Raw genomic sequence first — 25940 nt, 5'->3', positions numbered from 1 at the left:
TTATATATTGTTAACAACAAGGGTGTGCAGAGAACGCATCCAGCCATACATGGAGGAAAAAATGAGGCGTAAAATTTTATCAATGGCATCCGCGGCTCTCTTCGCGGCAAGTACATTCGCAATGTCCCTGGCACCTGCCCAGGCGGAAACCAAATGGCCAGATCAGCAGATTACTTTTGTCGTTGCGCTCGGGCCGGGTGGCTCGGCTGATCGCACGGCACGCGCCGTGGCCCAGCGCCTTCAGCAGGAACTCGACGTTCCCATTCGGGTCATCAACCAAAAAGGCGGCGGCGGCCATGTCGGCCAAACCTATTTTTTAAACATGCCCGATGACGGCAGTTTCTTCCTGGCAAGCTCGATCCATCCCTATATTAGCAACGCCATTCTGCAGGTCGGTGCCGATTACAGCCTTGATGATTTTGCCTTCATCAATGGTCAATGGACAGATGTTGACCTTTTTGCCCTGAATGCCGACCTGCCTTACAAATCCCCTGATGAATTCATGGCGGCGATCAAGGAAAACCCGGGGAAAATGCGCATATCCGTTGTGCCGGGCTCCACAGGGTATATCAACACCCTGCAACTGCTTGAAGCCTATGACCTTAAAGAAGACGACGTCAATATTGTCACCTATGAATCGGGTAGTGCAGCACGCACGGCAGCAGCCGGCGGACAGGTTGACATGACTGTTCTGGGGGCGGATGGCAGCATTTCAATTGCGGAATATATTCGCCCGCTTGCCATTGCGTCTGACAAACGGGTGCCCGACTGGGATGCCCCGACCCTGAACGAAGTTCTGGCCAAACATGGCAAGAAAATTGCCCCGCTGGTGGGATCTATGCGCGGCATCGCAGCACGTGCGAGCTTTAAGGAAAAATACCCGGAACGTTTCGAGATCTTTACCAAGGCCTATAAAACAATCCTCACTGACCCGGCTTTTATTGCCGACCTCAAAAAGCAGGGTATTGGCAGCGATTGGCTTGGCCCGGAATTGACGACCGAAATCATCAAGTCGAACTTTGAAACCCTGAAACGGTTCAAAGACATCGCAAAGTGATCCTGCCTCGAAGTGTGCAATTCGTTGCACACTTCCCCACTCCGCTCTGTTCCGTTCCGCTCGCTCAGGAGCACCAATATGTCCGGTCGCCAATCAAGCCTGTCCCTATCTCATTTGGCTTTTCTTGCCCTTATCGCCGCAGCAGCCATATTTCTGAACTGGAGCGCAATTTCGGCATCCACCAAGCTCTACAACCTGGTTGTTGTCGTTCCGGTTGGCATCGCCCTTTTGCTGCTGGTGGCTGGCATCATCATCAAAAATCTGCAAAACCCAAATAAAGCAGCCCCCAAAGAGCCCCTTGAACAACGCGCAAACCGGCGAGCCACCCTGATCGACCTTGTATTACTGGGTCTTTTCGCAGCCCTATGCTTTGGCCTCACCACAGTCGGCTTTGACATCGCGACATTTTTGTTTGTCTGGGTCGGCATTGTCATTGGCGGCGAAAAACGCTGGTGGCTCCCGCCTCTTTATGCCGCCCTGTTTACCCTGTTCCTTGTCGAAGGCTTCGGATCGCTTTTCCCGTTTCCCATGCCGTTACTGGTTCTTTAACATGATTGACAGCTTTGCATTTTCCCAGGCCCTTTCGCTGCTTTTCACCGATTTTACCCCGTGGCTCTATGTCATTCCGGGGCTGCTCATCGGCCTTGTTTTCGGCGCGATACCGGGTTTGCAAATTTCGATGGCAATGGCGGTCTTCCTGCCAATCACCTGGTCAATGGACTTTCTTCAGGCCATGCTTTTCCTGACATCGATTTTTACCGGTGGGGCATATGGCGGTGGCGTTACCGCGATCCTGATGAATATTCCAGGTTCTTCCTCGTCCGTGGCAACCGCATTTGACGGACACCCGATGGCGCGTCGGGGCCAACATAACGAGGCCCTGGGCATTGGCCTGGGGGCATCGGTTTTTGGCGCTTTCTTCGGCTATATCCTTTTATTGCTGCTCATCCAGCCGTTGGCTTTTGTTGTTTTAAAGTTAGGCCCGCTGGAAATGGTTATGGTGGTCATGTGGGGCCTGACCCTGATTGCGACGCTTAATCAAGGGGCGGTATCAAAGGGCCTTGTCGCCGGTTTATTCGGGCTTTTACTAAGTCAAATAGGCATGTCCACAACAGGCATCATGCGCACAACGATTGGCAATCCGTATCTGATTGACGGCATTGCCGTGGTGCCCGCCATGATCGGTATTTTCGCGGCCTCCGAATTGCTGCGATTACGCGGCGACGGCTATCTGGTTGAAGCCACCGAAAACCGCAACATCTCCTTTCGCAAATTGATTGCCGGTTTTGTCATGGCCTTTCGCCATCCCGGCGTTTTGTTGCGCGGCAGTATCATTGGCGTTTTAATTGGGGCCGTTCCCGGTGTTGGCTCATCTGTCGCCAATCTGGTGGCATATGGCGAAGTCAGGCGCAGCTCCAAACACCCGGAACGGTTTGGCAAGGGCGAGCCTGACGGCGTGGTTGCCGCTGAATCGGCAAATTCCAGCTCCGAAGGCGGCTCCATGACGGCCCTGCTGGCGCTTGGCATTCCCGGTGGTGCCGCAACAGCCGTATTGCTGGCAGCCTTTTCCTTTCACAACCTTGTCGGTGGGCCAGCCTTTATCCGCGATCAACGAGACATCGTTTATTCGATTATTATTGGCAATATGGGCCAGGTGATCCTGCTTGCGGTGATCGGTTTATTGTCCTTGCGCATATTGGGCATGATCGTGCGCGTCCCGTTAACCTATCTGGTGCCATCGGTTTTGGCGTTATGCGCCTGGGGTGGATTTGGCATTACCGGCACCATTGCAGGACCGGTGACAGTTATGGCTTTTGCCGGTATTGGCTGGCTGATGCGGCGCCACGACTATCCTGTGGCAGCCACCGTCATTGGACTGCTACTGGGCCGAATGACAGAAGGGGAAATTGTCCGCACTCTTCAAATTTCGGGTGGAAACCCGTTTGCCTATCTTGTCGAAAGACCCATCGCCATCGTGCTGATGTTTCTTTTGGTCGGTGCCGTCGTCTTGCCGTTGGTGATGCGGATGCGTAAACGCAGACAGGCTGGGCAAAATTAACGCTCCCACATTTAAACACCCCCCCAAACAAAAGCCCCCGAAAGTTGGACATCAACTTCGGGGGCTTTTTTCTAACGGGTAAATTCAGATAACAACTATCGACAAATCCGATGCTGTAATGCTGCTGCCCGCCACCTTTTGACGTTTAATCCACCAACCCGGCAAGGCTGCGGGCAAAATTGCGTGCTTCGAACGGGCGCAAATCTTCGGCACTTTCGCCAACGCCAATGGCGTGGACCGGCTTGCCGAACTTTTCGGCCAGGGCCACAACAACACCACCTTTGGCCGTGCCATCCAGCTTTGTGACAATCAGGCCCGACACATTGGTCGCGGCCGAAAACAGCTCTACCTGGGAATGGGCGTTTTGGCCGGTTGTGGCATCAAGCACCAAAAGCGTGTCATGCGGGGCAGTTTCATCGCATTTGCGAATCACACGAACGATCTTTTTAAGTTCGTCCATCAGGTGTGATTTGTTTTGCAAACGGCCAGCCGTATCAATCAACAATAAATCCATGCCCTGGCGTTTTGCCTGCTCAATCGCATCAAAGGCAAGGCCTGCGGCATCCGCGCCCGTATCACGGGAAATGACCGGGCAATCGGTGCGTTCACCCCAAACCTTAAGCTGTTCGACCGCAGCCGCACGAAAGGTATCGCCCGCTGCCATCATGACCTTCAGGCCCTGATCCTTATAGGATTTCGCCAGTTTGCCAATGGTGGTGGTTTTGCCCGACCCATTCACGCCCACCACCAACACCACATGGGGCTTATGCGCCGGGTCCAGAACCAGCGGCTTTGCCACCGGTTCAAGAATTTTGGCAACTTCTTCGGCAATGAATTCCTGGATTTCGGCAGAATCCACTTCTTTGTCAAAGCGGGTTTTTGCCAGTTCACCACTCAGCTTTGCTGCCGTGGTAACGCCAAGATCCGACGTGATCAGCAGATCTTCAAATTCTTCCAGCGCATCATCATCAAGGCGGCGCTTGGTAAAAATATCGGCAATGCCGGTAGTCAGTTTCGAGGAGGACCGTTTCAACCCGTCCTTTAATCGGGCAAACCAGCTTTTTTTCCCCTCATCACTCATACCATCAGCTCCGCAATCAGTTTTCCGTCTTGATGACCAACAACCTTGGCCCTGGCGATTGTGCCCGGTTCTATCACGCGATCCAGCTCAACGGGAGCAAAATGCTCCGTATGGCCCGTATTTTCCTTTTCGATCAGCACATTTTCGACCAGCCCGACGCGCGATTGCAAAAATGCCGCAAGCTGAATCTCGCCTGCTTCACGCAGAGCGGCGGCCCGTTCCTTGCGCTTGTCCTTGGCAACCTGCGGCATTTTTGCCGCTGGCGTGCCCGGACGCGATGAATAAGGAAACACATGAAGGTAAATCAACCCGCATTCCTCGACCAGGCGCAAGGTATTTTCAGCCATCTCATCGGTTTCGGTCGGAAAACCGGCAATAATATCGGCGCCAAAGGTAACATCAGACCGCAATGCACGGACCTTTTGGCAAAAGTCGATCACATCCTGGCGCAAATGACGACGCTTCATGCGCTTGAGCACCATGTCATCACCGGCTTGCAAACTAATGTGCATATGCGGCATCAGGCGCGGTTCGGTTTCGATCAGGCGAAAAATATCTTCGTCAATTTCCACCGGATCGACCGATGAAATACGCAAACGCGGCAGTTCCGGCACCTGGGCCAGCAGCCGACGCGCCATTTGCCCCAGCGTCGGCTTACCGGGCAAGTCATGACCATAGGATGTAATATCAACGCCGGTCAAAACAACCTCGGCATAGCCATTGGCGACCAGTTCACGCACCTGGGTGACAATTTCGCCCAACGGCACACTGCGCGAATTTCCCCGACCATAGGGAATAATGCAAAATGTGCAGCGATGATCACACCCATTCTGGACCTGGACAAAGGCCCGCGCGCGCCCCTCAAAGCCCGATACAAGATGGCTGGCGGTTTCTTCAACCGACATGATGTCGTTTACGATCACGCGTTCATGGCTGATATCCATGAAGGTTTCGGCCTTCATTTTGGTATCGTTGCCAAATATGCGGTCGATCTCCTTCATCCCGGCGAATTTTTCCGGGTTTACCTGCACGGCACAGCCGGTGACGAAAATTTTGGCATCCGGGTTTTCGCGACGCAGACGGCGAATATTCTGCCTCGCCTGGCGTTCGGCCTCGGTCGTAACAGCGCAGGTATTGATGATGATCGCATCATCCAACCCTGCTGCCTTGGCGTGGTCGCGCATCACCTCGGATTCATAGGTGTTCAAACGGCAACCAAATGTAATGACGCGCGGCTCTGTCATGCTCGGCTTTCGAAGGCTGGCGGTAAATACGGAAACACATGTCGTTTCTGGCTGAATGGCAGGCAATTCCTGCCACAAACGCCAGACAGCCCGGCAGCAACTATCGCTGTCAGGCGCTGGTTACATACGCTTTTGCACCGATGATTGCAAGACCACAGCCACGCAAGGCCCCATACCGCCCCTTAGGGGCACGCGATCAGGCGCGCCTTTGTCATATCCGACAACATATTCGTGCCGCCCAACAGAACGAAACCAAGGCTTTGTTTTAAAAAGGAGAATGCCAAACCGAACAAGAAAAGCATCGCTTAAACCAAAACGGCAATCAACGTACCAAACCGAAAATCATGGTCATCCACACAACACTGCCATGCGTCACCTTGTCCATTTTTCCGGCAGACATCATGGCAATGGATGATCGTTGAAACAGCCTTAACAGCCTGCCGGTTCGACGGTATCAGCCGATGGAAAAGCAATGCAATACTGGTCCCGGCCAGCCTGTTTGGCTTGATACAGGGCTTTATCCGTTCGATCAACAAGGGATGCCGCCCCTTCACCCTTTTGATATTCGGCAACGCCAATCGAGACTGTCATATGCCCAAACGAAACCCCCGACGATTTTGCCCGCACTTCACGCACCCTGACGGAATTACACAGCTCTTCTGCCAGTGATTTTGCTTCATCAAGCCTGGTTTGTGGAAGCAACACGGTAAATTCATCACCGCCATAACGCGCGACCGTATCCCGCCCCTTGATCGTGGATTTCAATATCCCGGCGATCAGAACCAGAATTTCATCGCCCACCCGATGCCCAAACCGGTCATTGATTTGCTTGAACTGGTCCAGATCAATCAACATCAGGCAAAAGGGCTGGTTGTTCGTCTCGTTATCCAGGTCATCGGCAAGACCATTGAGTAACTGTTCAAAATGCAAACGGTTGGAAACGCGGGTCAAACCATCGGTAAAGGATTGTTCACGCGCCTTTTGCAACTCAGTCTGAAGATCGGTAATTTGCTGATGATAGGTTTCCAGCTGATCGCTCAATGCCGAAACACTTTGGCGGATTTGACGAGTCTGGCGGGCGACCAGACCCAAAATTTCCATCTTCTGGCCATCGCGCTGCAAAACGGCGTCAACTTCTTGCAGAACCTTGCCATAAACCGTCAATTCGGCTGTCACAGAGCCTATGCTGTGTTCGCTATGATCAATGACATCGGCAAAGTCATCCATCCCCTGCAGCAAAAATTCGGCCATCTGCGGGTGTAGAATAAACCGCTGATAAAGGTCAAAAATCTGCTTTTCCTCGATAGCACTTCCCTGTTGGCGGGCGAGATCCAGCGCGCGGAAAATATCCGGGTTTTCATCAGCGAAATAAACAAACCAGACATGGAACACTTCCGGTACAGGCGAGAGGTTATATTCGCGCAATACATCCAGCGCCGCAGACGCGGTGTCCCAGTATCGGGATTTAAGAGGAGACTCTGTTGTCACCTTATATTTGCTCCACACAACCTTTTGTGGCAAATTTATCCCACAAACAACCTGCGTAATCGCAGATCAGACCACAGGCGTAGTCTAGCAGCAATTATACATCAAATTGTGCGACAAACACATCTTTGCCATCAACAGCAGAGCCAGATGCCCGGGGACTATCCCCGGATCATCGTACCAGCACCCCGTTCGGTGAACAGTTCCAGCAGCACGGCATGGGGCGCACGCCCATCAACAATAACAGCAGCTTCCACACCATTTTGAACGGCATCAAGACAGGTTTCGGTTTTGGGGATCATCCCGCCCGAAATCGTCCCATCGGCAATCATGGCATTAATGCTCTCAACATCGGCATCGCGCACCAACTGCTTGTTCTGGTCCAGGATTCCCTTCACATCGGTCAGCATATACAGGCGACGCGCGCCCACTGCCTTTGCAACGGCACCGGCAGCGGTATCAGCATTGATATTGTATGTCTGACCGTTTTCATCAACACCTATGGGTGCAATTACCGGAATAATATCCGTGCTGGCAAAACAATCGAGCACATGGGGGTTCACTGCAACCGGCTCGCCGACAAAGCCAAGATCGAGAACTTTTTCAATATTGCTTTCCGGGTCACGTTTGGTCCGGGTCAGCTTGCGCGCGGTAATCAGATGTGCATCCTTGCCACACAGGCCAACAGCCACACCGCCTGAGGCATTGATATTGGAAACGATTTCCTTGTTGATCTTGCCAGCCAGCACCATTTCGACGACATCAATCGTCTGTTGGTCGGTCACGCGCAAACCATCAACGAATTCGGACTGAATGTTGAGTTCCTTGAGCATCTGGCCGATCTGCGGGCCGCCGCCATGAACCACAATCGGATTCATGCCAACCTGCTTGAGCAACACCACATCCTGCGCAAACAGGCGTGCCAGCTCCGGGTCCCCCATTGCATGGCCGCCATATTTGATCACTATTTTCTGGCCGTTATAGCGTCGCATATAGGGCAAAGCTTCCGACAGAACCTTGGCACGGGCCAAAGTCCGGTATGCGCTGGATTCAGAATTTTCATCTTCCGGACGGATCTCTTCGCTCATAGGGCTCCCCAATTCATGCAACGCGTATCAGGAACGCGGTCGTCTATCATTATAACAGGCTTGCGATTTCGGCACGCAATTCCGAAATACCTGTATTTTTTTCACTTGAAGTCGCAAAAATCTGGTTAAGGGCAGCTGGATGTTTTTTCAGCGCCGTTACCACTTCGGCAATGCGTTTTTCCATCTGGCCTTTTTTCAGCTTGTCGGCCTTGGTCAAAACAACCTGATAGGACACTGCGGTCTCATCGAGCATTTTCATCATTTCAAGATCAGCGCCCTTAAATCCATGGCGCGAATCGATAAGGACGAAAACACGGCGCAGCATCACGCGCCCGCGCAGGTAATGCCGAATGAGCCCCTGCCAACTGCGCACAACATCCTTGGGGGCCTGGGCAAAACCATAACCGGGCAAATCGACCAGGTTAAAGGCACCATCCAGGTCAAAAAAGTTAAGCTGCTGGGTACGCCCGGGAGTGTTGGACGTACGGGCCATATCCTTGCGCGAACAAAGCGCATTGATCAGGCTGGATTTGCCGACATTTGAACGTCCGGCAAAACAGATCTCGACCTTGTCTTCGGCGGGCAGCTGCTCAAGCTTGGCAACCCCCAACATGAAAGTCACCGGGCGCGTAAAAAGCAGGCGCCCGGCTTCGATCTGGTGTTCTTTGTATGTCGGCACCGACAAGGGTACCGTTATGTTTGCTTCGGTCATTATTTTCCGTATCCGCCCGCCACATGAGCGGCCCGAAGACGGGGGTCCTCAGACCCCCATCCGGTACATGATGTAACGCTGCTGAATGATCGACAACGTGTTGTTCCATGCCCAGTAGATCACCAGACCTGCCGGGAAGTTCGCCAGCATAAAGGTAAAGATGACCGGAAGGAACATCATAATCTTGGCCTGGGTCGGATCAGCCGGTGCCGGGTTCAGCTTCTGCTGGAGGAACATGGTGATCCCCATGATCAACGGCCACACACCAATCATCAGCATATGCGGCGGGGTCCAGTCGATCAAACCAAACAGGTTAAACAGCGTCGTGGGGTCCGGTGCCGAAAGGTCCTGAATCCAGCCAAAAAACGGTGCATGACGCATTTCGATATTCACAAACAGCACTTTATAAAGTGCAAAGAATACCGGGATCTGCACAACGATCGGAAGACAGCCCGATGCCGGGTTGATCTTTTCACGTTTATACAGGGCCATGATTTCCTGCTGCTGACGCTGACGGTCATCGGCGAACTGTTCGCGAATCTGCGTCATTTTCGGCTGCAGCTTTTTCATGCCGCTCATGGATTTGTAGGACTTGTTGGCCAGCGGGAACATCACCGCCTTGACCAGAACCGTAAAGGCCAGGATCGACAGGCCAAAGTTGCCAATCACATGGTTGATCCACTGCAGGATCTGGAAGAACGGAATGGTCAGGAACCAGAACCAGCCAAAGTCGATTGCACGATCAAACAGCTTGATATTGTACTGTTCGGAATAGGCCTCCAGAAGTTTATATTCCTTTGCCCCGGCAAACATGTGGCTTTCGGTGCTGGTGCTTTCGCCATTGGCAACCGTGCGGGCCGCCCCCAGATAATCGGCCTGGAACTTGTCGGTATTGTTCGCCATATGATGGCTGAAACGGGCCGTCAGGCTTTCGTCATTGGCCGGGGCCAGGGCGACCAGCCAGTATTTATCGGTGATCCCCACCCAGCCGCCGGTCGATTTCTCGCTAACCGTGCCGTCGTCTTCCATCAGGTCCTTGTAGCTGATCTCTTTGAGCGAGCCATCAATAACGCCAATCGGACCTTCGTGAAGGATGTAATAGCCAGACGTATGCGGCAGACCCCGGCGCGAAATCAGACCATAGGGGTAAAGCGAAACCGATTTGCCACTATTGTTCGTCACCGACTGCTTGACCGAAAACATATAGTTGTCATCGATCGAGATGGTCCGCTTGAAGATGAGGCCCTGGCCGTTATCCCAGGTCAGGGTAACGGGCTTTTCCGGGCTCAGCGTTTCGCTATCAGCCTGCCAGCGGGTGTCATTCCCCGGCAGGGCGAGCTTTTCACCCTCGCCTGCGACCCAGCCAAATTCGCCAAAATAGGCTTCATTCGACCCGGCCGGGTTCAGAACATGAATAAGTGGGCTTTTGGGGTCTTCGGTTTCCCGATAATCCTGCAACTGGATATCGTCAATCAGGCCACCAACCAGACGAATGGAGCCCTTCACACGCGGCGTATCAATTGCGATGCGCGGCGAAGTTGACAGGGCTTCGCTGCGGTTCGCAACCGGTGCAGCGGCGGACCCACCGGGGGCCGACGGTGCAGCACTCGACGTGGAAGGCTGCGGCGCCGTGGATTTATTGACATCCAATTGCTCGCGCACCTGCGCCTCGCGAACCTGGGGATCAGGTTTGTGAGGGAAAAGGAATTGGAACCCGACCAGGATTACGACCGATACTGCAATCGCAATCCAGAGGTTACGTTGTTCGTTCATCGCCTCTTTCCGCTTTCGTCCGGCGGCCACGCGGCCTGACCGGCTGTTTATTCTATCTATATGACGAAAGCGCCGAGGACCGAGGGTCTCTGTCCGGCGGCGCCTTTTTATGTTCGCAACCACAATCGGGAACGGGGTCATAACCATGCCCCCCCCACGGGTGACAGCGCATGATCCGTTTAAACCCGATCCAGCCGCCTTTCAATGCCCCATGTTTCGCCAAAGCCTCCATCATGTAGGCCGAGCAGGTTGGCTGGTAACGACATTGCCATCCAACATAGGGAGATAAAAAAAGCTGATACCCGCGAACGGCGAGTTGCATGAGGCGCGCAAGAGGACTCATTTTACCGACCCTCCCGCCTGACGCTTTCCCCCTTTTGCCTTTCCCCGGCCCCGAGAAGGGCGCGATCGGTCAGCAGAGGATGGCTTGGCGTCAGGTATACGCCGCAAGGCAGTTCTCATGTCCTCGACCAGGGCATCAAAAGGCCGCTCGATGGTTTGCTGCCGTCCAATCACGACATAATCCCATCCAGACAAAGCCATATCAGGTGCCAACAGGTCGGCGACAGCACGCAAACGCCGCCGAACGCGATTGCGTACGACGGCCTTGCCCACCTTTTTGGTGACGGTAAAACCGATTCGGGCGAAACGGTCTTCTCCGGCGCTTTGGTCTTCTGGCTGGATCCCGGGGCGCGGTGCACCTTGCAGGATCAAACCATCTGTAACCCATTTACGGCGGGTCCCGGCGACACGGAGAAAATCCGCACGCTTTTTCAGGCGTTCCACCGTAACGGTCACAAGATTAGGCCGACAGACGCTTGCGGCCCTTGGCGCGGCGTGCGGTAATCACGCGGCGGCCACCGACGGTCGCGTTGCGGGAACGGAAGCCATGGCGGCGTTTCCGGACGAGTTTGCTGGGCTGGTAGGTGCGTTTCACTGCACATACTCCGTTCTAATGAAGGTAATCCAATAAAATTCGAGGTCCGCTGTATAGGGCTTCCCACTTGCGCTGTCAATCACGCCACCGCCATTTAGGTCGTTTTTCGCCGAAATCCGGCAATGGCGGCGGGTTTTGTCACACGCGGCATCAAATTGGAACGCAAGGTCGCAGTGGATAAGCGGCGATGCCCACAAAGTCAACGCCCTTTCGTCAATCACAAGGCGGCATTTTACCGAATCGCCCTCTCCAAGCCCGACGGCAAAAAAGACGACCAGCGGAGTCAATCCGGGCCAACATCGCCACGTAAACGGTCCAGCGCGCGCCTTTCAGCCTTGGTGGGGCGCCCGCTACCTGTTTCGCGCACCGCCACGTCAGCCGTGCGAATATCGGCATTGGCATCGGCTTTTTTAATGCGGGGTGGCGAATGGTCCTGATAAAGAGCCTGGGCCTCTGGCGCCGGGCCACGGCGGGTCCCCACCGCCACAATCTCGACAATGCGAATATACGGCCCCTGAAAAAACTGGAGTCGGTCGCCCTGCCCCACCGCAACACTGGCTTTGGAAACAGTTGCTCCATTCAGCACGATATGCCCGCCCTGGCAGGCTTTGCTGGCAAGCGAGCGTGTTTTGAAAAAACGCGCATACCACAACCATTTATCAATGCGGATTTTTCCGCCTTCCTGATCAGACATCAGCTTCTAGACCGTATTTCTTTTCATATAATTCTTCTTCCCCACATCATTTGTGGTCCAGCAAACAAAAAATCCGTAGGCCGTAATGATTTTACGGTCAAGGATTTCGACCAGGCATGATGACAAAAGAAAATACCCCAAAAGGCCCAACGCCTTTTGCGCCTCAAAAACACGTTCGGCCTGCTGCGTTTCCACAGCAGGCCGAAAAGCGGATCATGAATGACTGACAGGAATTACCCTTTGGCAGCCAGCATTTCCTTCAATTTGGCGAAGGGAGAATCTTCGTTGATCTGATTGTTCTTGGCAGCCGATTGTGGTTTGCCACCAGAACGCGGACCATTGCCCTTCGGACCCGATTTCGGCCCCCCCTTGGCATGGCGCGGACCACCCTTCTGACCACCACGATTGCCAGCACCACGACCTTCACCAGCAGCAGCCTGCTGGTTATGACGCGGACCACGGGCATTCTGACCGGCGTTATGCCGTTTACGACGATCAACACGAACGAAGAATTTAACGTCTTCATATTCGTCTTCACCGCTTGCGGCTGCATCAGCCGATTCGGTCACTTCCGCAGCGGCATCAGCCGGTGCTTCCACTGCACTTGCCGTCTCAGCCGCAACCGGTGTTTCGGTTACAGCTACAGCATCCGAGTCGCCCCCAACCGCAACGTCAGCATTTTCAGCCGTTTCATCGCTTTTGGCATTTTCGGCACTGTCCGCAGCCTCGGCAGCAGGTGCTGCAGCGACAGCAGGTACCTTTTTAACCTTCACAATCTCGGCACGCCAGCCAAGGGCTGTAAAGACGCCCTCGGCCTGTTCAACCGTGCAGCCCAAAAGCGAGAGCAGATCGGGGTCAGGGCGAACCTTGCCATCGTTTTCACGGGCTTTCTGGCGCAACAGGGCGGCAAAACGCTCCAGCATGTCAACACGGGCCGCAAGCGGACCAACCGGCATATAGCCAGCGGCCAGATAGAAGCCCTTCGAATTGCTGCGATCATTGGGAACCGAGGTGCGGCCTGCCGGCGGCAATTCGGGCAATTCTTCCAGCTCGCGCGAGACGGCCCATAAAATGCCACGCAGTTCGACAGGGTCCGGTTTCAAGGCATCAAGCACATGAACCGTTTCCACGCCCAGGCGCACACCCAACTTTGCCAGCGCCTTGCGGTCTTCGTCACTCAAATCCTTAATCAGGCTTTCAAGTTCCGAACGCGGCACACAGCCCAGACCTTCGTTCAACTGGAACAAAAGGCCACGAATTGCACCGGTAAGCTGGCAATCGCGCAGGCGGGTCAGCATTTTAAGACGGGTTTCGATATGGCTGTTCAGCCATGTCTGCAACCGGGTCCGAACACGTTCGCGCGTTGGACCATCAAAAAATTCGCTGTCGATGACACTGATTTCGGGGCTTAAAACCGTATCCCCCTTTTTCAGTGTTCCAACCGGCGCACCGTTCCACAGGATGACCAGTTTGCCTGTCACGGCGAACTGGCTATCTTCGTCGGTTTCCAGTGTTTTGACACGCTGGGCAATTTCACCGCTCAGTGCGCGACGGGCAGCACTGGCAATTGCCTTGCCTTCAAAAGCGGCATCTGTTTCATCGGCAATGAAACGGAATCCTTCCAATCGGCCGACGAATTCACCTTCGACCTGGACTTCACCATTCGCAGTGATGGTAGACATGAGTTCAGACTTGTCCTTGAGACTTTTCAATAAAACCGAGGTCCGGCGATCCACAAACCTTTGGGTCAACCGTTCATGTAGCACATCTGACAGCTTATCCTCAATGGCGCGCGTTCGTTCCTGCCAATGATTCGCGTCATCAAGCCAGTTATGCTTGTGCGAAACATATGTCCAGACGCGAATCCCCGCGAGCCGTGAAGATAACTGGTCAATATCACCATCATAACGATCCATACGCAAGACTTGTTCGCCCATCCAGTCCGTTGGCAGCCTGCTTTTTGGCTGACAAAGGAATTTGTAGATGGACGCAAGCAGGCGCGGATGGGCGTCAGTATGGATATTTCGGAAGTCCGGAATCTGGCAAACTTCCCATAACAGCCGTACCCGATCTGGCGAACGGGTCAGGCGCGCTATGTCTTCGGCATGCGACAAATGATCAAGCATGATCTCGTCAACCGGCTCGCGCACCCTGATCAGCATCGGGTTATCGGGCAGGCGACGCAATGATTTCTGCAATCCTTCAACCGACCGGAAATCGGGCCGGGCGGATCGCCAGTAAACCTTTGTCAGCGCTTCAAATTCGTGGGCCTCGATCTGTTCGATAATATCGGGATCAATGCCGCTCAGGTTTCCGGTCACGCCAAAGGTGCCGTCATTCATGTGGCGCCCGGCACGCCCGGCAATTTGTGCGGTTTCGGCAGCACTCAGGTTGCGATGAAACTGCCCGTCAAACTTTGACAGCGCGGCAAAGGCCACATGCTGCAAATCCAGGTTCAACCCCATGCCAATGGCATCAGTGGCGATCAGATGTTCAACATCGCCGTTTTGAAACATCTCGACCTGGGCATTGCGGGTGCGCGGGCTGAGCGCGCCCAAGACCACCGCCGCGCCGCCCTTCTGGCGGCGCACCAGTTCGGCCACGGCATAGACTTCCTGGGCGGAAAATGTCACCACAGCGGACTGCGCGGGCAATCGCTGAATTTTTTTAGGGCCGGAATAGCTGAGAGTCGAAAACCGCGCCCTTGTGTCAAATTCGACATTATCGACAAGCTGGCGAATCACCGGGCGGATGGTTGCCGCCCCCATAAACATGGTTTCGTAGCGCCCGCGGGCATGCAGCAAACGATCAGTAAAAACGTGGCCGCGTTCCGGGTCCGCGCACATCTGGATTTCATCAATCGCCATGAAATCGACCGGCATATTCACCGGCATGGCCTCGACCGTGCACAAATAATAGCGTGCACGCGGCGGCAAAATGCGTTCTTCCCCGGTGATCAGGGCCACGGCCCCCTTGCCAACCTTGGCAACAGCGCGATCATAATTTTCCCGCGCCAGCAGACGCAACGGAAAGCCGATCATACCCGTGGTATGTGCCAACATCCGTTCCATTGCCAGATGGGTCTTGCCGGTGTTGGTTGGCCCCAGAACGGCAAGGATACGGGGACCTGATCGGGTTGAAATCTGCATAAAACTCTTCCAGCAGGCGGCTACCGGATACGGTAACCACCGGTCTCTGGGCTTTTCAACACTTTGCCCCGTCGAAGTCAAGCATTGAGCCCGTTGGCCGGGGCAAAACACCCAATCATGGGGTATTTTTCGCTCCGGCCACCCCATCCAGGCATATGTTACGCCACGCCGTCATCATGATGGGCACCGGCTTCCAAAAACCGCGCCCCTGCCCCATCGCGGGCCAGATAATCATCGGGATTTCGCAAAGGACAGTCCGATAACGACAAACAACCGCAGCCGATGCAGGCCCCCAACTGGTCGCGCAGACGGGTCAACTGTTCAATACGGGTGTTCAAATCATCGCGCCATCGCGACGACAAATGCCGCCAGTCCCGTGCCGTTGGCGGGCGATCAAGCGGTAAGCAGGAAAGGGCTTCGCGAATTTCATTTAACGGAATGCCCGTGCGCTGTGCCACCTTGATAATACCGATCCGGCGTAAAACACCACGATTAAAACGCCGCTGGTTTCCCTGGGTCCGGATGCTGTGGATCAATCCCTGGCGTTCATAAAAATGAATGGCGGAAACCGCCACCCCTGTGCGGGCCGCCACTTCACCGACCGATAAAACCGCGCCACCCGCGGGGCAAGATACTGATTTTTCTTCGGTCATTTTTTATCCTGTCGCAAGAAACATAATTCACTTGACCTGAATATATGTTGAGGTTTTAGAAAAAGTATCCCTGAGCAAAAACAGAGGATGCAATGATGGAACGTTTGAATCTGGCAATCGTCTATGGCAGTGCTGGTAAAAGCCGATTTTGCGACACCATCGTGAACTGGCTGGTTCCGATCATTCTGGAGGACGGTGATTTTCTGATTGAAACCATCGACCCCGCCCAGATCAAACATGCCCCGCAAGGTGGCCGGCACAACTGCCCCACCAGCAGCCAAATTCGCCCTGCCATTGCCGAGGCGGATGCCTATCTGATTGTCACGCCGGAATATAACCATAGCTTTACCGGTGAACTGAAATTGCTGATCGATTCGGCACGGGAGGAATGGCGTCGCAAACCCGCAGGATTTGTCACCTATGGCGGTATTTCCGGCGGATTACGTGCCGCCGAACAATTGCGTAGCGTTTTTGGCGAACTGCATGTCGCCACCATCCGCGAGACCGTCAGCTTTGCCAATGTATGGGAATGTTTTGACGATCATGGCCGCCCCTATGATTTGGCAAATGCCAAGCTGGCCGCACAAAAGCAGCTTGCCGACCTGAAATGGTGGGCCCGTGCCCTACGCGAGGCACGCCTTCCCATGCGAACACTTGAACAATCCACCATGACCGAAACCCGGGCAACACCGGGACTGACCAGCACCTTGCACAACCAGTTTGCCTGATGGGCACATCCATCACCCAAACCCGTTATCCCAGGCCTTTGCAACCCCGACGGGCCGCCCACAGAATATATCCCCCAAAAACAACAATGGGGCGGCATGACCGCCGCCCCTGTCCTTTCAACACCCGTTAGGGAATGATCCAGATGCCAACCGGTTTAGTGGTTGCGCATTTTTTCGGCATAGTCCTTAAGCTGGCGACGGGCCGCCTGATAGCTGTTTTTAAGGGCGATATAGACATCCTCATGGGCGTGATCCGCACTGTCACGCTTGACCATGATTTCCTTGCCCGGAACATTAATGCCGAAATGCACCGAATATAGCGGGCGGGCACGGGAGGAATGGGGTTTTTCAATAACCACATGACACGATGTCATCCGGTCGAAGGTTTCTTCCAGTTTCTCCACCTTGAAACGGATACGCTCGTCAAGCGCATCGGACTGATCAACATCACGATAGGTGATTTGCACGGGAACCTTCATTTATGGCCTCCTGTTTAAGCCTTGGACGTTCACAAGGTATGATACCTTGCATTTTTATCCGGGATGTTGCCCATCCCGGGGCAGGATCGACACCGTTTTGCGGGTGCCGGGAAAAACCGTGTTCCTTTAGATGTAGGATACAGGGCTTGCGCTGCAAGATGTGTTGACGCATATCAAGCACACTGCGGTCGCGAGATATATATTTTTATCCTCGTAAAGTGATGGCAAGTCCATTGATCCCAAAGGAGAAAACAGAGGTCATGACGGAAGAAAAAATGCGGTTCGAGGCGGAGGTCAGCCGCCTTCTCGACATCGTTGTCCACTCGCTTTATTCCAACAAGGACATCTTCCTGCGCGAGCTCATTTCCAACGCATCCGATGCGTGTGACAAGCTGCGCTATGAAGCCATTGGCAAGCCCGAACTGCTTGCCGGGGACAGTGAATTCAAAATTCGCCTGATGACGGACAATGTTCGTAATGTCCTGACCATTATCGATAATGGCATTGGCATGAACAAAACCGACCTGGTGGAAAATCTCGGGACGATTGCCAATTCCGGGACGGCCAAATTTGTCGAGGCCATGAGCCAGGCAAAAGACGAAAAAAAAAGCGTCGATCTGATCGGCCAGTTTGGTGTCGGCTTTTATTCGGCCTTCATGGTGGCAGGCAAGGTTGAAGTCACCACCAAAAAAGCGGGTGAAGACCAGGCCTGGAAATGGACATCGGATGGCAAGGGTGAATACACCATCGCCGAAGCCGAAATGGAAGGTCACGGCACGCAAATCACCCTGCATCTGAATGATGATGCCAAGGATTTCACCGAAGAATACCGCCTGCGCCACATCGTCAAAACCTATTCCGACCATATCGGCATTCCGGTTGTGCTGATGAAAGCAGACGGCGAGGATGAAACCCTGAATGAGGCCTCGGCCCTTTGGACCCGCCCGAAATCGGAAATCACCGACGAGCAATACAAGGAATTCTACAAGCACAGCGCCCACGCCTTTGATGAACCGTGGAAAACCATCCACTATCAGGCGGAGGGTGCAATTGAATATACCGGCCTGCTCTACATTCCGACCATGCGCCCGTTTGACCTTTATGATCCGTCACGCAAGGGCCATCTGAAACTTTATGTCCGCAAGGTTTTCATCACCGAAGGGGCTGATGAGTTGCTACCGCCTTGGCTGCGATTTGTTTCGGGTGTGGTCGATAGCCAGGACCTGCCGCTGAACGTGTCGCGCGAAATGCTGCAGGACCATCCGCTGCTGACCAAAATCAAAAATGGCCTGACCAAAAAACTGCTTTCCGAGCTTGAAAGCAGCGCCAAAAAGGATGTTGAAGGATACAACACCTTCTGGGAAGCCTTTGGTTCTGTCGTTAAGGAAGGCCTTTACGAAGACTATGCCAATCGTGACCGCATCCTGAAACTGGCACGGTTCAAATCATCGAAGGTCGATGGCTGGACCAGCCTGGAAGACTATGTCAGCCGCATGAAAGAAGGCCAGAAGGCCATCTATTACATTAGCGGTGAAGATGTGGATGCCCTGCGCCGCAGCCCGCAACTTGAAGGTTTTGACGCCAAGGGCGTCGAAGTGCTGCTTCTGACCGACCCGGTTGATGAATTCTGGATGCCGTCTGTTGGCCAGTTTGACGAAAAAGACTTTAAATCTGTTACCCGTGGGGGTGCCGATTTGAATGACGTCAAAGCCGATGATGCCAGCGACGACAAAAAGGACGATGCCGAGGACAAGGCGGTGAGTGACGCCGATCTTGATACCCTGATTGCCGCCATCAAGATTGCGCTGGGCACCAGTGTGAAGGATGTGCGCGAATCGGACCGTTTGACCAGTTCGGCCTGCTGCCTGATTGCCGATGAAACCGACATGGACCTGCGGATGGAACGGCTGATGAAACAGCATAACCGTGTTGATGACGTCAGCGCACGTATCCTGGAAATCAACCCGAAACACAGCCTGATCCGCAAACTTTCAGACCTGGCAAAGACCGATGCCAAGGCCCCGGTTCTGGAAGATGCCGCCCAGCTTTTGCTCGATCAGGCGCGCATTCTGGAAGGCGAAGCCCTGCCCGACCCGGTTGCCTTTGCCCGTCGCCTGGACAGCGTGATGGAAAAAGGACTTTAAAAGGCCTGTAAAAAGGCGATGGACCAATAAAAAGGGGCAGCCCGCACCATAACGGGCTGCCTCTTTTTTAATGCCATCCAATCCGATCAGGCAGAACCACGCACGCGCTGAACGAACTGATCGACTTCCTGTCTGAGAAGTTCCGCCTGCGCGCCCAATTCATTTGCAGCCGACAACACCTGATTGGACATGGACCCGGTTTCGTTTGATGCCTGGGTCACGTCCGTGATGCTGGATGACACCTGGTTGGTGCCTTGTGCGGCTTCCTGAACGTTGCGCGAAATTTCATTGGTCGCCACGGTCTGTTCGCGGGCCGCTACGGCTACGGTCGAGGCACGCTCGCTGATCTGGCGCACCATCGTGCGAATGGTTTGGACCGCATTGATCGAAACATCGGCACGGCTTTGCATTTCCGTAATCTGACCGGAAATTTCCTGGGTTGCCTTGGCCGTCTGCGACGCAAGGTTTTTCACCTCGTTGGCAACAACAGCAAATCCCTTGCCGGCATTACCGGCGCGCGCGGCTTCGATGGTTGCGTTCAGTGCCAAAAGGTTGGTCTGAGAGGCAATATCCTCGATCAGGGACGCCACATTGCCAATCTGTTCAACGCTTTCCTGTAACGACACCATCGTTTCGTTGGTTTTGTCAACTTCCTGCGACGCGTCCTGGGCCAATTGTGATGCCCCGTCGATCTGCTGGTTGATTTCGTTAATCGATACGGACAGTTCCTCAGTCGCGGATGCGGCCGACTGAACGTTTGCGCTCGCCTGTTCTGTTGCGGCAGCAACCGATACGGACTGGCGGTTGGTTTCCTCGGCAATTGCAGAAAGACTGCCGGCATTGGTTTGCATCTGCTGGGCGGCACTGGACACATTATCCACCACCTTGCGAACCGTTGCTTCAAACTCGTCCGCCATTTTGTTCATGGCTGCCTTTTGCCGCTCGGCTGCACGTTTTTCACTTTCCGCCTGCTCTTTTTGCAGAACTTCCATTTTTTGTGCGTTTTCTTTGAAAACCTGGGTGGCACGGGCCATATCACCAATTTCATCGCCACGATCACGGCCGTTAATGTCCACCGACAAATCACCGTTTGCCAGTTTTCCCATCGCCGCCGTCATCCGGTTAATCGGCCCTGCAATGCCATTGCCAATCAGCAGCGACAGACCAACCCCTGCGACCAACGCAATCACAATGCTGGAAATAATAACAATGTGAGCCTGGCTGACAGTTTCGGTGTTTTCTGCCTTGCGTACATCAATCAGCTGGCTTTCTTCCGCATTGAAGTCAGCCATGATCTGACGGAATTTGTCGAAATACTGCTTACCCTGCGCTTCCCCGACCAGACGGGCAATGTCATCCATTGTTTTGCCGTTTCCGACTTCACTGCGTAATTTGATATAAGGCTCGGTCACCTTCGCCTGCCAGGCTTTCAAAATCCCGGCAACCTGGTCAAGACGCGCCACTTGCTTCGGATTATCGCTCACTTTCTGCTTTAAGACGTCTATTCTTTGATAGGTCTTCACTTCGCCCTTTTTGTAGGGTTCCAGAAAAGCCTCATCGCCGGCTAGCAGATAGCCCCGCATCCCGGTTTCCATATCCACCGCCGACGCCACAATGGAGTCCGATACGGACAAAACTTCATAAGTATGGTTAACCCATTCGTTAGAAACCGTCAGTTTTTCAAGGCTGTTAATCGCCACGCCCCCAACAACGACGAGAAACAAAAGAGGAAAACAAAACCCGATAAGAAATTTGGTTTTGGTTTTAAGATTAGAAAAATTGAGTTTACGCATTTCGTTCATCCTGCAAACGCAAAGTCCACCCCACAGTTTCGCGTTATGAGGGTAGGATCGGAAAGAAGTGATACATACCAAGGTATCACCCAACAAACCCATCATATACTAAAGTTTGATATATTTGTAAAACACTCAACCGCCCTTCGTATAGTTTACTTCGAACAACCAAACACGGCCTTTCATCAACCCGAATCCGGTAATCAACTGTAATAAAGGGATTTTTATATCCTCATGGACTATTGACCGGTTCCTGCTTAAAACAAGCGCACAAACCCAACCGCGCCTAACCCGGAACAGGGGCCTTAAAACATGATGAACTGGCAGCAACTGCTCTCTCCGGCCCGGCTTGGGTCACGGCATTCCAGTGTCGGCACATTCGGTCGGTCGGATTTTCACAAGGATTATGACCGCATCATTTTTTCCGCTGCGTTCCGGCGCCTGCAACGCAAAACACAGGTTCATCCCCTGCCCGAAAATGACAATATCCACACCCGCCTTACCCACAGCCTTGAAGTTTCGTGCGTAGGGCGGTCGATGGGCTTGATGGTGGGGCATCAACTGGCAGAAAAAGGACACCTGCCCGACCATGTCGAGGCGGACCATCTGGCCGCAATTATTCAGGCCGCGGCCCTTGCCCACGATATTGGCAATCCGCCTTTCGGCCATGCCGGTGAATATGCCATCCGCCAATGGTTTGCCGAGGCCGACCCGAAATTTCTCGCCCCGCTGACAGAGGGCGAACGCGCCGATCTTTTAACCTTTGAAGGCAATGCCCAGGGATTTCGCCTGCTGACCAACAAACGCACCGGCCTGCATGATGGCGGCATGCGCCTGACCTACGCGACCCTGGCAAGCTTTGTGAAATATCCCTGGACGGCAATTAACAGCCCCTTTCCGGAAAAGCGCAAATTTGGGGCCTTTCAACAGGAAACCCCCTTGCTGTCCCAGGTTGCCGACGTCACTGGCCTTTTGGAACGCGGTGAGAATTGTTATGCCCGTCACCCGCTGGTTTACCTGGTCGAGGCGGCTGACGATATTTGTTATGCCCTGATCGATATCGAAGATGGCATTGAACTGGAATTGGTAGATTTTCAGGTTTTTGAAAATCTGATCATGCCCTGCATCGACGATATTCCCGCTGAATATCACCGTGAAACCAGCATCAGCCGTAAAATGAACTTCCTGCGTGGCCGCATCATGACCGGTCTTCTTGCCGCGATTAGCGAGGCATTTCTCGCTCATGAAGAAGAGCTTCTGGCAGGTGAACTGGCCGGGGATATTCTGAATTACGTGGAGGGTCCCTATAACGACATGATCCTGCGGGCCAAGGCCTTTTCCGAACAGCAAATCATATTAAACCGGCGCAAGGTCCAGATCGAGGTTGGTGCCTTTGCCTGTATTGAAGTGCTGCTTGATACCTTTTGCCGCGCGGCCCTGGAACTGCACCAGGCGCAAAGCGAAGCCGATATCAGCTATCGAACCGCGCGTGTGCGCGAACTGATTGGCCGCGACGACATGCCCATCGGCGGCAATCTTTACAGCCTTTATCTGTTCATTCTGGATTATATTTCCGGCATGACAGACGACTTTGCCGCACGCCTGACCCGGGACATTGGGGGGTCACAAGGCCGATAAACAACGCCCGAAACCGGCGCGTTTAATAAAAAAACCGGCACAGAAAACCTGTGCCGGTTACACGATCAAATAACGGCCAGGCTGGCTTAAAAGGTTCTATTGCCCATCGCCGAATTGATTTTCTTGTCCGTGTTATACTGGCTTAGGGCATAAACGGCCCAAATGGCCGCCACAATCCATGCAACAACGGTAAGCTGCAAAATCAGGCAGATAACACCGGCAATGGGCCGGCCAATGGTAAAGAACAGAAGCCAGGGCAACAGAATTGCAATTAGCAAACGCATTTCATTTTCCTTGTTTTCGGACGGATGGCAAACCATCCAAACAGTTCATCGCAAAACCGCTGGCGCAACCTTGTCTGACGGTCAATCCCGCATAACGGACTATAACAAATAAATTCAGGCAAGTTTACGACGGATTTGCGGGACTGGCAGGGCAATTTCAACATTTATGGCAGCATGTTAGCCACCAAACTTGACTATTTCGACGTATCGCTGCCAAACAGCCCCTTAACCGCATTGCCTACGGCATCTGCCCCGCCTTTAAGGCCGCTGCCGCCTTCGCCAAGGCTTTTGCCCAAGTTACCCACCCCCTGCATCAAGCCATCCATATTCAACTGCGATACCGATTTGATAACAGCGGTGTTAATGGCAGAGAGGATTTCCTCGGCCACCTGGGCCGGGGTTGCGCCATTATTATCACGGCCAATGTCTTTCAGGTGCAAATCAGGGAGCGACGTCGAGAGCTTTTTACCGCCTAGGAAACTGGCCGAAATAGCAACCGAACCGTTATTGATAAAAACATTATCAATCACAACACGGGTACCTTCCTGTTCCTGATTAATTTCCTTGGCATCCTTGGTGGCATTTTCACCGGCTGGGCCAGAAACCCGACTAATGAAACTTTCAACATTACGCTGGATCGTTGCGATATTGGATGTCTTGTCGCCGACCTCATAGGTAATGGCGGGCGCATCAATCACGACCTTTTCGACATGAATAACCGGGCTGGTCAACGATGCCCCGTCAATCACAACCGATATATCGCCCAGCGAAAAGGCATAATCACTGTAAAATCCGGTCGGATTGCCAATTTTAAGCCCGGTAATGCGTGCAGTATTTTGTGTGGTTTCGATTTTAACCTTATCAACCGTTACATCCGCCTGGGTCACGCGGGTTCCGGCATCCTCGATTGTCGATTTCACGATCGAGTCGAGATTGGCATAAACATAAACCAGAAACCCGACAACGATCAAAACAATGACCGTCAGGCCTATCAGGATTTTGCGCATCTCACTGTTCCCACTTCCGGATAAAACGAACAAAGCAGTCCGCCCCCGGGATCACCCGCGCGCCAGAACTGCCCATCGTCAATAATGATATGATCCCCACGAACCGGGCGAAGTTTCCCATAAAACAGGCACAGGCGGAAGAAAAATTCGCCTTTATCAAGCAGATACTCCGCCTGTGCCAATAGAACAGCTATGCCTGTTTTACCGCTTCACCGCGTATGAGAGGCCGCAAAACAAGCCGGGAAACAAGCCACCCGCACCGTGATCAAATTTTGAATTCAACAATCACCGGTGCATGGTCAGATGGCTTCACCCAGTCACGCGCGGTGTCATATACCGATGCCTTCGCAACCGAACCGGCCATTTCCGGTGTCATCCAGACATGATCAAGGCGACGCCCCTTGTTGGACTGGCGCCAATCGCGGGAACGATAGCTCCACCAGCTATAAAGCTTTTCCGGTTCCGGGTAGATTTCGCGAACGGCATCAATAAAGTCGCCGCTTTTACGAAACAGCTCCAGTGCCTCAACCTCGACCGGGGTGTGACTGACAACTTTCAAAAGCTGCTTGTGCGACCAGACGTCAAATTCCGACGGGGCAATGTTAAAATCCCCCACCAGCACCGCCTTGCGACCGGCACCACCCTGCAGGCGTTCCGTCCACCATTGCGTCATTTCCTGCAAGAAAGACAGCTTGTGGGCAAACTTGTCGTTAATGGCGGGGTCGGGTTCGTCACCACCAGCCGGGATATAAAAATTATGCACTTCAACGCCATTTTCAAACGCGGCCATGCAATGGCGACGATCTTCCTTGGCGCAGAAATGTTTGATTTCAGTATTGGTAAAGGGCAGTTTGGAGAGAATGGCAACCCCGTTATAGGATTTCATGCCATGCACATGGCGATGCTTGTAACCAAGTGCCTCAAAGGCCTCGTGGGGGAAATGTTCGTCGGGGCATTTCAGTTCCTGAAGGCACAGCACATCGGGTTGCTGGTCACGCAGAAACTGCGTCACCTGGTCAATGCGCAAACGTACCGAATTAATATTCCAGCTTACAATTTTCAAAACCGGCTCCGTTTCTTGGGTTATTTCAGGGTCACTGACAGGGAACCGACATTTTCGATCACAACATCCATGCGATCCCCGTTGGAAACGGCACCAACACCTTCGGGTGTGCCGGTATAGAGCAGGTCGCCAGCACGAAGTTCGATCAGGGTGGAAAGATGTACCAGCGCATCAATTGCCGGCCAAATCATTTTGGCCGTGGTGTCGTTCTGCCGCACTTCCCCATTTACCGACAGCTTCAAATTGGCATTGGCAGGGGTACCACATTCGGCCTTGGGGCGGATGGCGGAAATGGCGGCGCAATCATCAAACGATTTTCCCATATCCCAGGGCAACCGCCGTTCTTTAAGGTCGCTTTGCACATCGCGGCGGGTCATATCCAGGCCACAGGCATAGCCAAAAATGGCCTCTTCAACTGCCGCACGATCAAGGTTCTTGCCGCCCTTTGCCAGGGCCACCACCAATTCACCTTCATAATGCAAATCTTTGGTCGCGGAAGGATAGGCAAGGTCACCATCACCGACCTTAAGGCAATTCGCAGGCTTCATAAAAATACAGGGCGGCGTGCTTGCCGGGTCGGACCCCATTTCACGGACATGATCGGCATAATTTTTGCCGATACAAAAAATACGGCTTACCGGAAAAACATCATCACTGCCAGTAACCGGCACAGTCGTGGGGTCGGCAGGCGCAAACAAATAGGCCATTTGGGGGAACTCCCTGAAAGAGGTTTATGCCCCAGTGATAGCGAAGCACGCTGCAAAAGGAAATGGCGCAACACGCAAATTTCATATTCCCCTGTCAGGATGTGTCAGCAGGTGGCATCTGAACGATCGTGCAAAACAAAAAAGCACCCCGCCAAAGACGAAGTG

General features: G+C 53.5%; 24 protein-coding genes. 6 read left to right on the top strand and 18 right to left on the bottom strand.

Annotated elements, in window-relative coordinates; translation table 11 throughout:
* Positions 1-121 precede the first annotated feature (121 nt).
* The 3 genes from LF95_RS01790 (at position 122) to LF95_RS01780 (ending at position 3116) form a co-directional block, all read left to right on the top strand.
* Positions 122-1057, top strand: coding sequence for a tripartite tricarboxylate transporter substrate binding protein (locus LF95_RS01790; protein ID WP_215905641.1), 936 nt, complete (start codon positions 122-124; stop codon positions 1055-1057).
* A 78-nt stretch (positions 1058-1135) separates the two neighbouring features.
* Positions 1136-1606 carry a tripartite tricarboxylate transporter TctB family protein gene (locus LF95_RS01785; protein WP_073953406.1) on the top strand — a complete coding sequence of 157 codons (471 nt, stop codon included), beginning with the start codon at positions 1136-1138 and terminating at the stop codon, positions 1604-1606.
* Between the two features lies 1 nt (position 1607).
* Positions 1608-3116, top strand: a complete 1509-nt coding sequence (locus tag LF95_RS01780) for a tripartite tricarboxylate transporter permease (RefSeq protein WP_073953405.1) — start codon at positions 1608-1610, stop codon at positions 3114-3116.
* Between the two features lie 145 nt (positions 3117-3261).
* On the opposite strand, the gene ftsY is transcribed toward LF95_RS01780, so the two are convergent.
* The 12 genes from ftsY to soxR all read right to left on the bottom strand — a co-directional run bounded on the left by ftsY (position 3262) and on the right by soxR (position 15932).
* Entirely contained in the window at positions 3262-4197 is a 936-nt protein-coding gene (gene ftsY, locus LF95_RS01775; RefSeq protein ID WP_073953404.1) for a signal recognition particle-docking protein FtsY, read from the bottom strand.
* Positions 4194-5441, bottom strand: coding sequence for a tRNA (N(6)-L-threonylcarbamoyladenosine(37)-C(2))-methylthiotransferase MtaB (gene mtaB / locus LF95_RS01770; RefSeq protein ID WP_073953403.1), 1248 nt, complete (start codon positions 5439-5441; stop codon positions 4194-4196). Before mtaB ends, ftsY begins: the two co-directional genes overlap by 4 nt.
* Before the next feature lie 429 nt (positions 5442-5870).
* The gene (locus LF95_RS01760) at positions 5871-6929 is read right to left on the bottom strand and encodes a GGDEF domain-containing protein (RefSeq protein ID WP_073954766.1); all 1059 of its coding nucleotides are present in this window, start codon (positions 6927-6929) and stop codon (positions 5871-5873) included.
* A gap of 158 nt (positions 6930-7087) precedes the next feature.
* On the bottom strand, positions 7088-8014 hold the full coding sequence (gene argB, locus LF95_RS01755; RefSeq protein WP_073953401.1) for an acetylglutamate kinase: 927 nt from the start codon (positions 8012-8014) through the stop codon (positions 7088-7090).
* Positions 8015-8063: 49 nt separating this feature from the next.
* Complete coding sequence (gene yihA, locus LF95_RS01750; protein WP_073953400.1) at positions 8064-8726, bottom strand: ribosome biogenesis GTP-binding protein YihA/YsxC; 663 nt, start codon at positions 8724-8726, stop codon at positions 8064-8066.
* 48 nt (positions 8727-8774) lie between these two features.
* Entirely contained in the window at positions 8775-10499 is a 1725-nt protein-coding gene (gene yidC, locus LF95_RS01745) for a membrane protein insertase YidC (RefSeq protein WP_073953399.1), read from the bottom strand.
* Positions 10500-10551: 52 nt separating this feature from the next.
* Entirely contained in the window at positions 10552-10821 is a 270-nt protein-coding gene (gene yidD / locus LF95_RS01740; protein ID WP_252509705.1) for a membrane protein insertion efficiency factor YidD, read from the bottom strand.
* Between the two features lie 17 nt (positions 10822-10838).
* Positions 10839-11297: a ribonuclease P protein component gene (gene rnpA, locus LF95_RS01735; protein WP_073953397.1), complete on the bottom strand. Its 459-nt coding sequence runs from the start codon at positions 11295-11297 to the stop codon at positions 10839-10841.
* A gap of 4 nt (positions 11298-11301) precedes the next feature.
* A complete protein-coding gene (gene rpmH, locus LF95_RS01730; protein WP_073953396.1) occupies positions 11302-11436 on the bottom strand; it encodes a 50S ribosomal protein L34 in 135 nt (44 codons plus the stop codon).
* A 283-nt stretch (positions 11437-11719) separates the two neighbouring features.
* Complete coding sequence (locus tag LF95_RS01720) at positions 11720-12130, bottom strand: RNA-binding S4 domain-containing protein (protein ID WP_073953394.1); 411 nt, start codon at positions 12128-12130, stop codon at positions 11720-11722.
* 233 nt (positions 12131-12363) lie between these two features.
* A complete protein-coding gene (locus tag LF95_RS01710) occupies positions 12364-15279 on the bottom strand; it encodes a helicase-related protein (RefSeq protein ID WP_073953392.1) in 2916 nt (971 codons plus the stop codon).
* Between the two features lie 158 nt (positions 15280-15437).
* Entirely contained in the window at positions 15438-15932 is a 495-nt protein-coding gene (gene soxR, locus LF95_RS01705) for a redox-sensitive transcriptional activator SoxR (protein WP_073953391.1), read from the bottom strand.
* Positions 15933-16024: 92 nt separating this feature from the next.
* On the opposite strand from soxR, the gene LF95_RS01700 reads away from it, so the two are divergent.
* Complete coding sequence (locus LF95_RS01700) at positions 16025-16660, top strand: NADPH-dependent FMN reductase (protein WP_073953390.1); 636 nt, start codon at positions 16025-16027, stop codon at positions 16658-16660.
* 155 nt (positions 16661-16815) lie between these two features.
* On the opposite strand, the gene LF95_RS01695 is transcribed toward LF95_RS01700, so the two are convergent.
* A complete protein-coding gene (locus LF95_RS01695) occupies positions 16816-17139 on the bottom strand; it encodes an HPF/RaiA family ribosome-associated protein (protein WP_073953389.1) in 324 nt (107 codons plus the stop codon).
* 260 nt (positions 17140-17399) lie between these two features.
* Here LF95_RS01695 and htpG point away from each other — a divergent pair, with 260 nt between their 5' ends.
* The gene (htpG, locus tag LF95_RS01690; protein WP_073953388.1) at positions 17400-19283 is read left to right on the top strand and encodes a molecular chaperone HtpG; all 1884 of its coding nucleotides are present in this window, start codon (positions 17400-17402) and stop codon (positions 19281-19283) included.
* An 86-nt stretch (positions 19284-19369) separates the two neighbouring features.
* Here htpG and LF95_RS01685 read toward each other — a convergent pair whose 3' ends face one another.
* On the bottom strand, positions 19370-21076 hold the full coding sequence (locus LF95_RS01685) for a methyl-accepting chemotaxis protein (RefSeq protein ID WP_073953387.1): 1707 nt from the start codon (positions 21074-21076) through the stop codon (positions 19370-19372).
* A gap of 312 nt (positions 21077-21388) precedes the next feature.
* Here LF95_RS01685 and LF95_RS01680 point away from each other — a divergent pair, with 312 nt between their 5' ends.
* A complete protein-coding gene (locus tag LF95_RS01680) occupies positions 21389-22714 on the top strand; it encodes a deoxyguanosinetriphosphate triphosphohydrolase (RefSeq protein WP_083607456.1) in 1326 nt (441 codons plus the stop codon).
* Between the two features lie 86 nt (positions 22715-22800).
* On the opposite strand, the gene LF95_RS01675 is transcribed toward LF95_RS01680, so the two are convergent.
* The 4 genes from LF95_RS01675 to LF95_RS01655 all read right to left on the bottom strand — a co-directional run bounded on the left by LF95_RS01675 (position 22801) and on the right by LF95_RS01655 (position 25775).
* Positions 22801-22998 carry a proteolipid membrane potential modulator gene (locus LF95_RS01675; RefSeq protein WP_073954764.1) on the bottom strand — a complete coding sequence of 66 codons (198 nt, stop codon included), beginning with the start codon at positions 22996-22998 and terminating at the stop codon, positions 22801-22803.
* Between the two features lie 194 nt (positions 22999-23192).
* Complete coding sequence (locus LF95_RS01670) at positions 23193-24005, bottom strand: AsmA family protein (RefSeq protein WP_073953386.1); 813 nt, start codon at positions 24003-24005, stop codon at positions 23193-23195.
* Positions 24006-24270: 265 nt separating this feature from the next.
* A complete protein-coding gene (gene xth, locus LF95_RS01660; RefSeq protein WP_073953384.1) occupies positions 24271-25068 on the bottom strand; it encodes an exodeoxyribonuclease III in 798 nt (265 codons plus the stop codon).
* A 20-nt stretch (positions 25069-25088) separates the two neighbouring features.
* Complete coding sequence (locus tag LF95_RS01655; protein ID WP_073953383.1) at positions 25089-25775, bottom strand: fumarylacetoacetate hydrolase family protein; 687 nt, start codon at positions 25773-25775, stop codon at positions 25089-25091.
* Positions 25776-25940 lie beyond the last annotated feature (165 nt).

Origin of the sequence: Thalassospira sp. TSL5-1 (assembly GCF_001907695.1) — a bacterium.
In the GTDB taxonomy this organism is placed as follows: domain Bacteria; phylum Pseudomonadota; class Alphaproteobacteria; order Rhodospirillales; family Thalassospiraceae; genus Thalassospira.
Note: the sequence above shows the minus strand (reverse complement) of the source record. Positions and strands in the feature narration are given on the sequence as shown.